Source organism: Lysinibacillus zambalensis (assembly GCF_040183165.1).
GTDB classification, from domain to species: Bacteria; Bacillota; Bacilli; order Bacillales_A; family Planococcaceae; genus Lysinibacillus; species Lysinibacillus zambalensis.
The window spans coordinates 11403-25558 of the sequence record NZ_JBEGDG010000024.1 but is presented as its reverse complement, the minus strand read 5'-3'; the positions used below and the strand labels follow the sequence as shown (position 1 = coordinate 25558).

Sequence of the window (14156 nt, the reverse complement as noted above, 5' to 3'; positions counted from 1 at the left end):
AGACACCGCCAAAATAATGGCGGTGTTCATTAGCTTAGAGTAGTTTTATTTTTTTGCAAAGAGATTTTATTTCAAATGATTCGCTATTACTTACCCTCTACAATCAATATAGTTTTACCCTAATAGGAATATCCTCATATTTATTATTCGTTACTATACTTTATACCTATTATAGGATAAACGAGTTTACTATTTTTTCTACATAAATTAAAAAGAGGAATAAAGCATATTTATAATAGGGTGTTTATTCAAAATAAGAAATAATGATACAATTCGTTGGATTTACTGGAAAAACTTCGTAATGCATTGTAGAAATATGCAATATGTTATCTAGATTTACATAGGGATTTAGTAAATTTTTACGTTAATAAAAATAGGACTTTCTTATAATTTTGAATAACTTACATAATTTTATAGATTTACTAACAGTTGTTTTAGTACACTAAATTTATGAATTGAAAGGGGCAAGAATAATAATGAAAAAGACACTTATAGCTGGTGCACTTAGTATTGCATGTTTTACAGGAGGTTTTGGATTACAAGCTAATGCACAAGAACATGTACGAGAAAATTTAGATGTTGCTAGCATTATCCATCCAAAACAAGAAGTTGCTGTAGTTATTCCATGGCAATCATTGACTTACCAGGACCTTTATAAACAACTGTTAATTTCCGAATTAGCTATTGATCATCGTGGTATTGTAACAACAAAAAATAGTATTACAGCAAAGTGGGCAATAGATTCTGAAATGACTCCACAGGAACAAAAAGAATTTAAAGAGTTGTACGGTAACGCTATGCAAGTAAAATTTACTCCATCTGGGAATTCATTTAAAGGAGAAGTTTTGATTAAAGGAAAATGGATACCTTTAGATAAGGAAGAATTAAATGAGTTTATTAAAGAAATATTCCGAGATGAAACGATTGATTTAAAACCAGGCGGTTACTTCACAGATTCTATAGGTCACTGGGCTGAGAGCTATATCCAAGTACTTTATCAATTTGACATTATTAATGGTACATCCGCTACAACATTTAATCCAAACGGAAAAGTAACACGCGGACAATTAGCTTCTATGATTTTCCGTGCTTCTGGATTAGATGTGAAGGAAGAATATGAAGGTCCTGCTTCATATAAGGATTTGGAGAAATTTGCAGGTGCCAAAGAAGTAGCGATTTTAGAAGCATATGGCTTACTTGATATTTTTGATGGTGCTAATTTTGAGCCAAATAAACCTGCTACACGTGAGGAAATGGCATTTGTAACAGCAAGATATATTGAAGGAACGGACTATGATGTAAGTAAGGTTAGCAAAAATAACCCATTTACAGACAAAGGTAAAATGCGTCAAGAAACTGTTGAATCTATCGGATTATTAAAGCAATTAGGTATAATTGATGGAGTGAACGGTCAATTTAATCCAAAAGGTAATCTTACACGTGCCGAGTTCTCTAAAATTTTCACACTAACATTAGCGTTATTTGATGATGCTGAGTAATTAATAAAAAGCAATCCACAAATTTGGTGGATTGCTTTTTTATTCGACTAGCATATGAAATACGTGACTTAATAAATAACCTAATAAAATATATGCTATAAAGGATGTTCGTGATACTGATCTTATATGATGCAAAATAAATTCTGAAATACTGGCGGTTGCGATTAACCCAATCGATACACCCATTAGTACGCCTTGTGCATTATCGGATAACTGCCAATATTGGCCGATCTGTATAAAAATACTGAAGAAAATCGAAAATGCTACAAAATAAATAAAGAGTCTCCATAGCCTTTCTCCCTGTGATAGTAATGCTGTTGAAAGTGCAAAGCCTTCTGGTAGATGATGTAGAATAATGGAAGCTGTTATTGCAATACTTAATGCGGATTTCCCTAGTAACTGTCCGACAGTAAGGCTCATCGGAATCGTATGGATAATGATTGCGATGGCAAGTAGTGATACAGAGGGATTTTGTGTATGGGAAGTGTGAAATAAACTATTCAGTATTTCAAATATTAAATAGCCCATCAAAATTCCAAGTAAAAGGCCTAGTGAATTATATAATTGAAAAGAAGAAGGAATGACGTCTACTACAAGTAAGCCCACTAAAAATCCGCCACATAATAATGATAATCCATGAGTTGTATGTTGAAATAGCCTTGAGAATACCCAAGCTAGGGCTCCTCCAATGCTAGCACTAAAAAATAGAAAACCACCAAGTATCATTGCACTCAACTGCAAAATTCCTCCACCCTATATATACTTTAAGTTGTTTTAACTTCTTTCAGCAAATATCTTTTGTACCGAAAGCCTATTTGACACCCACTGAAAGAGAGGAACTCAGTCTAAGAACGCCACATCCTGTGGCAATTTATCTGTGCGAAAGCGAAGCGACAGCAACACACGACCGAGTGACCAACATCATATTGGCCTAAAGCCTCCGGCAGAAGTCACGGAATCAGAAAGGAGGTCGCATAGGATGTTAGCCTAAAATCATCGCATCCATGCGATAACGGCTAACTGACCTGCATCGGTAAAAACGCCACGTCCTGTGGCACTACCGAAATGACCGACCTCGTGTCGGCCCTCGTACAGGCCTAAGCACAAAGCCGATTCCGGACGCAATTTTGCCGAGGCATAATTGATAAAATATATGCTAAATAGAAACGAATATGATAATAGACAGTTTTTAGGAAAAGATTCTTTGTATTCATTACTAAAAATTAAAAGATCATTTTCTCGATAAATCTCTTTTTAGGTGTTTTATTATCGAATTTTGCGTCTTTGACATGTTGGTGATATTAAATTGACTGAATATTGTTTAAATTTTATACTTTTTAGTAGTAATACCAGGTTCATTGATTTAGTAACTACTAATGAAGGTGAGGAATGGAAGTATGAAATGGGATGCGAGTTATGATGTGGTAGTAGTAGGTTCAGGTGCAGCGGGGCTAACAGCAGGTCTGACAGGAAAGCTACAGGGGATGAAATCATTAGTCATTGAAAAGACAGAGCGTTATGGTGGGGCATCTGCCTTGTCTGGTGGAGCACTATGGATTCCAAATAATCATGTGATTAAGGGTGAAGGTGTTCCTGATACACATAAACTAGCGCGTTTATACTTAGATTCAACGATAGGTGATCGTGTACCAGAGGCTTTAAAGGAAGCTTATATTAAACGAGGACCGGAAATGTTAAGGTATTTCGATAATCATACTCGGCATATGCGTTTCCAATATGCAAAAGGTTATTCGGATTACTATCCTGAAAAACCAGGTGGCTTCTCACAGGGACGGTCAATAGAGCCACTTATTTTTGATTTGAAGAAAATGGGGACATTAGCAGATACGATGCGTCGTTCTTCATTGTCCACTAAAGGCTTTACGATGAATAGCTCTGAATTTCATAAGGTAAATATGATTAGACGCACGACAGAAGGGAAAACAACTGCGTTAAAGCTAGGCTTACGACTAGTGAAATCGAAAGTAACAGGAAGTCTGCCTGTTGCATTAGGGGAGGCGCTTATTGCTCGATTACGAATGTCACTTGCAGAAGCGAATGGAGAACTGTGGATCTCGACTGCATTTAAAGATTTTATCGTGGAAAATAATCGAGTGACTGGTATTGTAGTTGTACGAAATGGGCAGGAGATGCGGATCGAGGCGAAGAGTGGAGTAGTCCTTTCTTCAGGTGGATTTTCTCATAATCAAGCATATCGCGAAAAATATTTGCCGGCACCAACAAACTCAAAATGGACTTCTACGCCAGAGGGACAAACGGGAGATATTATCGAGCCAAGTGTGAAAATAGGGGCGACGCTAGATTTAATGGATAAAGTATGGGGAGCCCCTTCCGTTATTGATCCACAAGGGCAACCTTTCTTCCTTGTTGCAGACCGCGGAGTGCCTAATATGATCGTTGTGGATGGTGTTGGGAAACGATATTTGAATGAAGCGGCACCTTATCATGAATTTGTAGATAATATGCATAGTCATCATCAAAATACAAACCAGGCTATACCTTCTTGGATTGTCATCGATGCAACTGCAAAGAGCCGTTATATTTTCACAGGCTTATTCCCAGGCCAAGCTTTCCCGAAAAGTTGGTTTGATAATGGTATAGTGAAAAGTGCACAAACAATCGAAGAGCTTGCAGAGCAAATGAATGTTCCAGCAGAGAATTTAGTGGAAACTGTAGAGCGTTTCAATACCTTCGCTCGTAATGGTCGAGATGAAGATTTCCTTCGAGGAGATAGTGCTTATGATAATTATTATGGAGATCCTACTTTGAAGAATCCGAACCTAGCAGAGCTTACTAATGCTCCATTTTATGCACTTGCCTTATATCCAGGAGATATTGGGACTAAAGGTGGCTTAGTGGTAGATGAGCATGCGCGAGTTTTAAAGGCAGATGGTACGGCAATTGAAGGGTTATATGCATCAGGAAATTGCTCAGCCTCTATAATGGGAGAGACCTATCCGGGACCAGGTGCAACATTGGGCCCTGGTATGACATTAAGCTATATTGCAACAACGCATATGGCGAAAGAAGGTAATAAAGAACAATTGACTTTGTTAAAAGTTTAACATTGTCATAATGCCTAAGTTCAGTATTTTACTGAATTTAGGTTTTTTCATTTGATCTCCATTCAATTGATTATTGAATAAAGGGTTCTATAAGTTAATATATCCGAATATAGATTCAAATAAGTGTTAAATTGGTTCATACCCAAAAATAGGGATGATATTTATCAAAATGCTTGTCAGCTATAAGTTATGGTGTAGAGCCTGAGCGACACACGTAGGAATGGAGATCCCCACTTTATGGAGATGAGCTGTAAAAAATAGAAGGGAGAGATTATGCACGTGCTATCTTATAGACTCGTAACAACGATAGAAGAGTTAGAGTTCTATAAAAGTACTTGGTCACAAATACTTGAACGTGAAAAAAATAATAATCCATTCATTGAATTTGAATGGGTTTCGACATGGTGGACGACGTTAGGTGTTCATGACAACGTAGAGATTTACATAGTCGAGCATAAAGGTATGGCGATAGCCTTTTTCCCGTTTGTTCGTTGTCAACGATTAGGTGGTATACAGTATTATATTTTTTTAGGACAAGGGTTTGCATCGTATATGGACGTCATTGCAGAGAAGCAATGGAAGGAACCCGCAATAAAATACTTACTAAGGGAGCTTTCTCAGAAAGATGGACGGTTTATTATAGCGTTAAATGGCTTGTTAGAAAGTGAACATACATCTCAAATATTAGAAAAATATGCAATAGAGCATCAAGTACCTCATTCTATTTTTCGTACGGTCACGTCTTATATTGATTTTCAATCTATAAAGCTAGAGGATTTTCTTCATAAGCATAGAAAAAAATTTAAATCGATTCAACGGCGTGAAAAAAAGTTAAAGGCGCTTGGTCAAGTATCTTTTCAAGAGGTACATCCTGAAGGTCTAGCTGGCATGTTTAATTTGTTTGCGAGAAGGTGGCGGAAGAAACTCGATACAAGTGGGTTTACAGAAGCTAAAACACGACTCTTTTTTGAGCGATTGGCAAAGGAGAAAAGTAACGCGTTTCGAGTAGAAGTAGATAGTCTCCAGTTTGGGGGATATTGGATTGGCTTTACTATCGATATTTGCTGTAGAGATCGAAATTTTTGCCAAGCTATGGGACATGAACCTGATTTTAATATGTTCGGACCTGGTCGTATAATCGAGAGAGAAAATATGCTCAAAGCACACGCTAAGAACTATCGTTTTTATGATTTAGGTAGCGGTTATGAGCCCTACAAGTTTGAGTGGTATACGGATGTTGATTTTTCAAGAAAGTTTGTAATGAGTACAAACGGCAAAAGAGAGCGTATTTTACGGTTGATGATGGTCTTACGAGACAGATTGCAAGGTCAATTAAAAAATAATCACCAGCTTGTAAAATTTAAACGAAATCGATTAGGGGAGCTGTGCTATTTTTTAAAAAATGCCAGACTAAAGGATTGGTTCCGTTCTTTCAAAAAGGGAATTAATCGCATAATAGCTGTTCATATGTTTGATATTTATGTTGCTAAGAATGGACAATGTAAAACTACATCCAGTTTTAATGAAGCGTTTATTCAGGATGTGATGGCATGGGAGGGGCGTGCTAATTACGTATCAAACTATCATAAAGGCTATCGGATCTTTAGAAATAGCGCGAATGAAATAGCTTATGTAAGACATGATCAGCTATTTCGTGAAGAAGCTACAGGATTTACACTTAAGCTTCCATCAAATGTTTCCTACATTAAAGAAAAAAATCATCAGCTGTCCGATGTAGTTGCCAATGTGCAGAAGGAAGGAATCGCCGTCTGTACATCCGTTTATTGGTATGAAAGAAAAAGACGTAGAGAGCTAGCGCAATTAGGCTTTCAAAGGATAGAGAGGATAAAAATAATTCAATTATTTAATAAGAAAAAGGTATACCGCCAAGAAAACAATTGGTTAAAATATCTTCAATCACAAGGGCAAAATATTGACCATCTATGGCAATTAGCAATCTTGCCTTTATTAATCTAAAAAAACCCCTAGCGTCAATGCAACGACGCTAGGGATTTTTTATGATTAAAAGTGTATGCCTGGTTTATCAGATAGCTTGCAGCCTGTACCATATTTCGCTTTTAGAGCACCTTTAAAATTAGTTTGCTCAAGTTCAGGGTATGCTTGTTTCCAAAGTTCAAACACATTGTGACTTGAAGCAGTACCTTCTTTTGTTAGTCGAACAATATGGAAACCATATTCATCATTGCATCGAGCTAATGGACGATTTACACGCACATTAATGATTCGACCGCTCGCTGTAACTTCATATAAGCCTTCGTAACCTGAAATGGCACGTTTTTCTTCATTAATCTCAGCTGTTTTTTCTACTTTTTCTTTCTTTTCTTTTTTTGCTTCTTTGACTTTATTTTTTTCTACAGGCTTAGTAGCTTCTTGAACTTCTTCTTTTTCTACAGACGTAGCTACTTCATTAACTTCCTCTGTCTCCACAGTCGTAGCCTCTTCGTTATTTTGAGGTGCAAGCTGTTCCATAATGACAAAATCCTTGTTAGAAGCTTTGTCGCTCATTGTAGCCATTATGTTCATAATAGAGCCTACATAACGCACTGGTTTATCTTTACCTTCTTCAAACACGAAAATATTATAATCGGTTTTATTCATTTTTTTCATAATAATATTTCCTGTTTTAGTAGTAAAACCGATAAATTTGTTCTTTTTAAGTGCTTGTATTGCTTGTTGCTTTGTTAAAATCATTTTTTAAATCTCCTAAAGAATTGTTTTTTCTATTCTACCATAAAATCAGCTTCTCTGTTTTTCTTAAATATTTGATGATATATTATTTCACTTAATAATTCTAAGAAAAGCGTTTATCGCCATAGTGAGAGATTGATTTCCGCTCCGGCTGGGCGCTTTGTTGCTGACGCTTCGCTTTCGCACAGTTAAAACATTTGCCGCTGCCGCTTCGCTTTCGCGCAGATAAAACATTTGTTGTTGCTGCCGCTACGCTTTCGCACAAAGCAAAGCTTCCTGGGGGTGTACGATGAGCCGCTTGGGGCAACCTTGCAAACTGATTCGGTTGGTAATAGAATTGGTCGGGTAATCAAGAAAACTGATCCGAGCGTGTGGAACTGCTCGGTAACTGCTCTAATCATATCCATATAACCAAAAGGAGGATTTTATTATGGTTCAACATTTATTTAATATGAATTTAAAATGGTCGGAGGGGAGAAATGGAACAGGTACGATTGTTGCGGACAATCTCCATACGAAAATTTCTATTCCTCGAGAAATGAATGGACCAGGGGTTGGGACAAATCCTGATGAAATGCTGCTTGGAGCGGCAGCGACGTGCTATTTAATTACACTGGCTGCATTACTTGAAAATGCGAAAGTTGATCTGTTGGATTTGTCTATGCAAGCTGAAGGTTATGTAGATGTCACGAATGGTGTTTTTACTTATGAGCGAATCGTTCATAAGCCAAAAATTGTTGTACAAAATTTAACGGAGCGAGAACAAAAGAGAATTAATCGATTAGCTGAGAAGGCAGAACAAACATGTATGATTAGTAAGGCATTAAAAGGCAATGTTCAAATTGCATGTGATGTGCAAATTATACAAGGGTAACATTTGAACATATCCATTCAAGGCAGAATATATAATAATTTAGGAGTTTTTCAAAATAATTTTGGAAAACTCCTTTTTTGATGCATCCCCAAAGTTAGGGAAATGTATGCATAAACTGTAAGCTGATTGAAGTGAAGACAGGGCGCCCCGGGGAAAGGGCCCAGTCGGAACGGAAATCAACCTACGTCATGGTGATGACCCCTTTTTACTATTTTATTATGAAAATGCTTTGTCAAAAGTAGTTCTATAAATGTCCCAAATGAATATATAAAGTTAAGTGCTAAAAAAATGCAAAGGATGATGTATTGCACGGGCAGTTAGCTCAGACTAAAACATTTTATAGTAAAAACGGAAAAAGAATTTTTGATATTGTGGGGGCACTCCTATTACTTTTCATAACAATTCCTCTTATGTTAGTAGTTTTCCTCATTCTACTCATTAGTACAGGTCGCCCTGTTTTTTTAAAACAAATCCGTACTGGACAGGAACATCAGCGCTTTGTTATTTGGAAACTGCGGACAATGACCATACAGGCAGTTCCAGTAAAAATGCCAAGATTGTGTGCTGACGGAATTCCGGATGATTTTTATTTTAAAACTGAACAGGATGCGCGAATCACAAAAGTTGGGGCTGTTCTTCGGAAGTTAAGTATTGATGAAATTCCTCAGCTCATTAATGTCTTAAAAGGAGATATGAGTATTGTTGGACCACGGCCAGAAGTTCCAACCATTACAAATGCTTATAACAATTTACAGGCACGACGTTTAGAAGTGAAGCCTGGTTTAACAGGGCTTGCTCAAATTAACGGCCGCTCAAATATTTCTCACGGACAAAAAATTTCATATGACCTAGAATACGTTGTTAAATATTCATTTTGGATGGATATAAAAATTATTATCAAAACACTTTTCGTAGTTTTAGCGAGAACAGGTGCTTATTAAATATTAAGGAGTGTTTGGTACTGAAGATCGTTCAGCTTATTACACGGATGGATAAGATCGGTGGAGCACAAAAGCATGTGGAGGCTCTTGCCATAAAATTGAAGCAAGATGCTCACGAGGTAACTATTGTAACAGGCCATTATGATCCATCATTGTGGCGCTTTCAAGAAGAAAAAATTGATGTTATTAGTATTCCAGCTATGCAGCGGGAGATTCACTTAAAAAAGGATTTACAAACCTTTTGGCAATTAAGAACCGAATTTAAAAAAATAAAGCCAGATATTATTGCAGCCCATTCATCAAAGGCAGGAGCGATTGGACGTGTAGTAGGTAGGCTTTTACGTATTCCTACTGTTTTTACAGCCCATAGCTGGAGTTTTACCGAAGGCGTACCACATAAAAAAAAGATGGTGTATCGTCGAATGGAAAAATCAGTTCAGCCGTTAACAGCTAAGATTATTACGGTATCAGAATACGATCGCAAGTTAGCATTAACGAAAAAAATTGCTCCTGCTCAAAAAATGCTGACGATTCATAATGGCATTGACCAAATAGAGAAGCAAGTAGCGCCTAATAGAGAGAAGCAGGAGCACCCATTAATTGTGATGGTTGCTCGTTTTGAAGTGCCAAAAAGACAGGATTTATTGCTAGAGGCTTTAGCGGAGCTTTCTGATATACCTTGGCACCTTCAATTAATAGGTGATGGCTCATTACGTCCTAATTTAGAACAATTTATTGCTACTAAAGGTTTAACGGATCGTGTCTCATTTTTGGGCAATCAATTAGATGTCGCCTCTTTACTTGAGGAAAGTCATTTATTTGTTTTGCTATCAGATTGGGAGGGCTTACCGATTTCAATTATTGAAGCGATGCGAGCAGGGCTTCCGATTATTGCCACGAATGTAGGTGGCGTCAATGAGTTAGTTTCTGATAATGAAAATGGATTTTTAATTAACCGAGATGATAAAGACCTATTAAAGAACAGGCTTAAACAACTGTTGATGGATAAGAACAGTCGTCAAAAAATGGGGGACGCAAGTGAGCGTAGATTTTTAAGGGATTTTACGTTTCTACCAATGTATCAGAAGACCCTATTCGTCTACGAACAAGCTGTATCAAAGTCCGTTAAGAAAGGTGATTAATTTGCAATTAATTCGCATTCGAACAGATGATGAGCTTATGTGGTACAAGGATATTTGGGATGGGATTTTAGAAGCGGAGGGCAATGATAATCCATTTATAGAATTTGCTTGGTTTTATAACTGGTGGCAAATTGTTGGGCGTAGAGAGCGCGTTGAACTCTATGCTGTTGAAGAAAATGGTGCGATCATTGCCTTTTTCCCCTTTACGATTCGACTTCGATGGGGAGTACGAATTTATGCCTTTGCTGGAGAAAATATTGCAAATTACTCCGGTGTTATAGCGGAAAAAGAATGGCTGTTTCCTGCTACGACCTTTGTATTTGATCAGCTCATTGAAAAGTATAAACATCTACTATTTTCGTTTCATGGTTTATTGGAAAGCAAAGACTCTACAAAGGTTATCGAGCAATATTTTGTTGAAAGGCAGTTACGCCCGAGTATTTTTCGTGTAGTAACACCGTATCTCGCCTTTCGCGATATAGATTTTCATAGCTATTTCAATCAACGTAGAAAAATGCATGGTGTGGATAGAAGAGAACGGAAGCTACGGAAATTAGGCTCATTAACGAGGAAAATACCTTCACAGGACGAGCTTTGGCAAATGTTTAAATTATTTAATCGACGATGGGCAAAAAAAATAGACACAAGTGATTTTACGAAGGGCAAGAAAAAGGATTTCTTCGAACAGTTAACCCTTCTTCAAGGGGAAGCGTTGCAAGCTAAGGTAGACGCACTTGTTTTTGAAGACCAATGGATTGCTTTTACCTATGGAATTTGCTGTCGAGGACGTTATGTCACTTATGCACTAGCGCATGAGCCGACATTTAATATATTTGGGCCAGGTAGATTAGTGAATCAAGAAACGATCAAGCGAATCTATTCTGAAGATTATCGCTTGTTCGATATGAGTATTGGCTATGAGTCGTATAAGTTCGATTGGCGCTCTAATATTGATTTTACAAGGCGTATGCTCGTAAGCAGTGAAACGAAACGAGCAAAGCTATTGGCGGGTCATTTTACGCTGAAGGAACGGCTAAAGGAATTATTAAAAGGCAATCATCGTATTGTTGAGTGGAAACGCAATACTCTAGGTCAATTACGTTACTTAGTAAAGTATGGAAAAGTGAAAGATTGGCTAGAATATGGACAACTATTCGTAGAAAAATTTATTCGTTATAAGCAAGTGGATTTGTATGAATTATCCCCATCAGATAGTGTGACACCGAATCGACCTGTAGGTGATTTGTTTGAGGAGTTGTCGATTCAGGAGGCGATGCAACTCGATGATGAGGAAATTATTTCTTTATTTTATAAGGGATACACTATTTATAAAGATTCTTTTGCAGCAACGAATAAGCCTGCGTTTGCGTTACATGCGGTGAACTGGCGTGTAGATGAATTGCAAATTGTTGAAGCATTGCCGAAGCAGACATGTTTTTTAACCTATGATGTTTATAAAAATATCGATATTATCACAGCCTTTTTCCAAAAAATGAAACCTGCACAAACACTTTGGGTTACTGCAAGCTTTTGGCACTGGCGAAAGCGTAAACGATTATTGCAGCTAGGCTATAAACGTATTTCTCGAATGAAACATTTTAAATGTGCTCGTTATGAGCGAAATCATGTAGAAAAATACACAGAGAGTGGGGGCGATGTTCATTCTGTCCATTAAAAGTAAGCGATGGAATATCGCAATGCAGCATTTTTATTTTGTAGAAAAGCCAGCCAATGTTAGAAAATCAATGAAGGTCGTTGGCTATACAAATTCACTTGTACCGAGCCGTAAGCTTGTTAAAAGTGAAACGGTTCATATTCACCTGACAGATAGTGAGTTATCATTGTATCTTGCTCTTTCCGAAAGTAATCGAAAAATACTTCGTCGTGCACAAAAAGAGTCCTATCAAGTTTTTATTTATAAAGAACCATCAGATGAAAATTTACGAGCCTTTCAACAGTTTTATAATAATTTTGCGAAAAGGAAAAAACTCGAGCTTATAAGTAAGGCTCAAATGGAAGCTATTACGCTCTTAAAAGATAAAGGAGCGTTATGGTTGTCTGAGATTCGAAGTATTTGTGGACAAACACTTTGCTATAGACTCGATATTGTTTACGGTAAAAAAGCAATGTCCTATTATGTAGCGACTTGTCATTCTCAATCGGTACCAGATCATTTAAAAAGACCAGTTCGTTATGCAAATCGTTTCTTACTCTGGCACAATTTATTGCATTTAAAGGAGCAGGGCTTTAGTTTATATGATATGGGGAAGCTAACGGATGACCAAAATGTTCGTGCATTTAAGCAAGGCTTCGGTGGACAAGTCGTCGATGTATACTCTGGCTACATTACTCAATCAAAAATACGTGCACTGTTATTGGGCGTGCAAAAATGGAGGAAGTAGTAATTGAAGTGAATCGTGGAGGACTTGTTATATCATTGGATTTTGAGCTAAATTGGGGTGTCCACGATGTATTTAAGTACGGACAATACAATAAAAATTTATATGGTGTGCGTGAGGCACTGCCTAAAATACTAGAGTTGTTTGAACAATATGGCATTCATGCGACTTGGGCTACGGTTGGTCTATTGTTTGCAGAAACAAAAGCAGAAATGGCTCACTACTTAAGAGGGATCCCTGTAAAATATAAAAACAGGCATTATGCAGCACATACACAATTTGCAAAAGTAGGAGAAGATGAGCAGGATGACCTCTTACATTTCGGCAAATCCTTAATTGAGAAAATTAAACATACACCACATCAAGAAATAGGAAGTCATACATTTTCACATTTTTACTGTTTAGAAAGTGGACAAACTGAAGCAGATTTTCGTGCAGATTTACACGCAACTGCAATGATTTCTGAAGAATATATCACACCGATGAAATCGATTGTTTTTCCACGAAATCAAGTGAATGAAGCATATTTCCCAGCATGTCAGGAAGTAGGGTTTATATGCTATCGCGGAAATGAAAAACATCCGTTATACGATCCTCAAAAATTCACAAAAAAAGGTCGACTATTAGGTGCAAAAAAATGGCTGGATAGCTATGTGAATGTAACAGGAAATCATCTAGTAACACTAGAAGAAATGCAAAAGGATTCCTTTATTAACATTCGTTCAAGTGCATTTTTAAGACCTTATTGTAGCCCATTACGATTATTTGAAGGCTTCAAGGTTAAGCGTATTAAAGAGGGAATGCATGCAGCTGCAATGTCTCAAGCTTTTTATCATTTATGGTGGCACCCTCATAATTTTGGCAAGAACATAGAAAAAAATTTAGCAATGCTTGAGGAACTTTTACAGTACTATCAGGAATTGCGTCAACAATATAACTTTCAAAGCTATACGATGCACGAGGTCGCAGAGCTTTGCCAATCTTTATCCCGCAAAAGCCCTATCGGTGAAGACTAATAATCGGTGAGGTGAAAACCCCCACTGTATAGGAAAAGGAGCAAACTAGAAAATTTCCTAGTTTGCTCCTTTTTATGTTCTAGGGGTAAATGGATTGTGGGGGATTTTTCAAAATTAAGAGGAAAAATCCTGAACTTTGACGAAATTATATGTACTAATGGTACTATTAATGTTAAAGGTAATTCTCTAGGTATTTTTAAAGAGGACGAAAAATAATACAGGGCAATTGACTTTAATTTTGCTCATCACCTGAAAGATGGGGATGACATTTTGTTAGAACATATGTCATGTGGATAAATTGATTGGAGTGGAGGCTGGGCGACTCCTCGGGGATCAGCGATAGAGGAACGAAGGCTAAAAGCATCACATCCTGTGATAACGCCTTCGTGACCAACATCGGTGCTGCTGCCGCTTCGCTTTCGTGCAAAAAACATCTGTTGGCCCAAGCGGCAGCAACAAAGCGCCCAGTCAGAACGGAAATCAATCCCAC

The 14156-nt window shown here is 37.4% G+C and carries 11 protein-coding genes; 9 read left to right on the top strand and 2 right to left on the bottom strand.

All coding sequences use genetic code 11. From position 1 onward, the window contains the following. Nucleotides 1-476 precede the first annotated feature (476 nt). Nucleotides 477-1499: an S-layer homology domain-containing protein gene (locus ABNX05_RS21965; RefSeq protein ID WP_349661655.1), complete on the top strand. Its 1023-nt coding sequence runs from the start codon at nt 477-479 to the stop codon at nt 1497-1499. 39 nt (nt 1500-1538) lie between these two features. On the opposite strand, the gene ABNX05_RS21960 is transcribed toward ABNX05_RS21965, so the two are convergent. Beyond that, nucleotides 1539-2225, bottom strand: a complete 687-nt coding sequence (locus ABNX05_RS21960) for a ZIP family metal transporter (RefSeq protein ID WP_349661701.1) — start codon at nt 2223-2225, stop codon at nt 1539-1541. A 671-nt stretch (nt 2226-2896) separates the two neighbouring features. On the opposite strand from ABNX05_RS21960, the gene ABNX05_RS21955 reads away from it, so the two are divergent. Both ABNX05_RS21955 and ABNX05_RS21950 read left to right on the top strand, forming a co-directional pair. After that, entirely contained in the window at nt 2897-4585 is a 1689-nt protein-coding gene (locus ABNX05_RS21955) for an FAD-binding protein (RefSeq protein ID WP_349661654.1), read from the top strand. Nucleotides 4586-4858: 273 nt separating this feature from the next. Then, the gene (locus ABNX05_RS21950; protein ID WP_349661653.1) at nt 4859-6562 is read left to right on the top strand and encodes a GNAT family N-acetyltransferase; all 1704 of its coding nucleotides are present in this window, start codon (nt 4859-4861) and stop codon (nt 6560-6562) included. Nucleotides 6563-6607: 45 nt separating this feature from the next. Here the strand turns inward: ABNX05_RS21950 and ABNX05_RS21945 are convergent, their stop codons facing one another. Then, the gene (locus ABNX05_RS21945) at nt 6608-7297 is read right to left on the bottom strand and encodes an NUMOD4 domain-containing protein (protein WP_349661652.1); all 690 of its coding nucleotides are present in this window, start codon (nt 7295-7297) and stop codon (nt 6608-6610) included. 427 nt (nt 7298-7724) lie between these two features. Here ABNX05_RS21945 and ABNX05_RS21940 point away from each other — a divergent pair, with 427 nt between their 5' ends. From ABNX05_RS21940 to ABNX05_RS21915, 6 genes are all read left to right on the top strand, one after another. After that, the gene (locus ABNX05_RS21940; RefSeq protein WP_349661651.1) at nt 7725-8168 is read left to right on the top strand and encodes an SACOL1771 family peroxiredoxin; all 444 of its coding nucleotides are present in this window, start codon (nt 7725-7727) and stop codon (nt 8166-8168) included. A 305-nt stretch (nt 8169-8473) separates the two neighbouring features. Next, nucleotides 8474-9109, top strand: a complete 636-nt coding sequence (locus ABNX05_RS21935) for a sugar transferase (protein WP_349661650.1) — start codon at nt 8474-8476, stop codon at nt 9107-9109. 14 nt (nt 9110-9123) lie between these two features. Beyond that, a complete protein-coding gene (locus ABNX05_RS21930) occupies nt 9124-10251 on the top strand; it encodes a glycosyltransferase family 4 protein (protein ID WP_349661649.1) in 1128 nt (375 codons plus the stop codon). 1 nt (nt 10252) lies between these two features. Then, nucleotides 10253-11926: a GNAT family N-acetyltransferase gene (locus ABNX05_RS21925; RefSeq protein WP_349661648.1), complete on the top strand. Its 1674-nt coding sequence runs from the start codon at nt 10253-10255 to the stop codon at nt 11924-11926. Further along, complete coding sequence (locus tag ABNX05_RS21920) at nt 11907-12653, top strand: hypothetical protein (RefSeq protein ID WP_349661647.1); 747 nt, start codon at nt 11907-11909, stop codon at nt 12651-12653. Before ABNX05_RS21925 ends, ABNX05_RS21920 begins: the two co-directional genes overlap by 20 nt. Then, nucleotides 12641-13666 (top strand): polysaccharide deacetylase family protein, encoded by a 1026-nt coding sequence (locus tag ABNX05_RS21915; RefSeq protein ID WP_349661646.1) that lies wholly within the window; start codon nt 12641-12643, stop codon nt 13664-13666. Before ABNX05_RS21920 ends, ABNX05_RS21915 begins: the two co-directional genes overlap by 13 nt. Nucleotides 13667-14156 lie beyond the last annotated feature (490 nt).

Excerpts from the sequence above, each read along its gene's own strand:
- ABNX05_RS21965 (WP_349661655.1), top strand. The coding sequence starts at position 477 with ATGAAAAAGACACTTATAGCTGGTGCACTTAGTATTGCATGTTTTACA.
- ABNX05_RS21960 (WP_349661701.1), bottom strand. The coding sequence starts at position 2,225 with ATGATACTTGGTGGTTTTCTATTTTTTAGTGCTAGCATTGGAGGAGCC.
- ABNX05_RS21955 (WP_349661654.1), top strand. The coding sequence starts at position 2,897 with ATGAAATGGGATGCGAGTTATGATGTGGTAGTAGTAGGTTCAGGTGCA.
- ABNX05_RS21950 (WP_349661653.1), top strand. The coding sequence starts at position 4,859 with ATGCACGTGCTATCTTATAGACTCGTAACAACGATAGAAGAGTTAGAG.
- ABNX05_RS21945 (WP_349661652.1), bottom strand. The coding sequence starts at position 7,297 with ATGATTTTAACAAAGCAACAAGCAATACAAGCACTTAAAAAGAACAAA.
- ABNX05_RS21940 (WP_349661651.1), top strand. The coding sequence starts at position 7,725 with ATGGTTCAACATTTATTTAATATGAATTTAAAATGGTCGGAGGGGAGA.
- ABNX05_RS21920 (WP_349661647.1), top strand. The coding sequence starts at position 11,907 with ATGTTCATTCTGTCCATTAAAAGTAAGCGATGGAATATCGCAATGCAG.
- ABNX05_RS21915 (WP_349661646.1), top strand. The coding sequence starts at position 12,641 with ATGGAGGAAGTAGTAATTGAAGTGAATCGTGGAGGACTTGTTATATCA.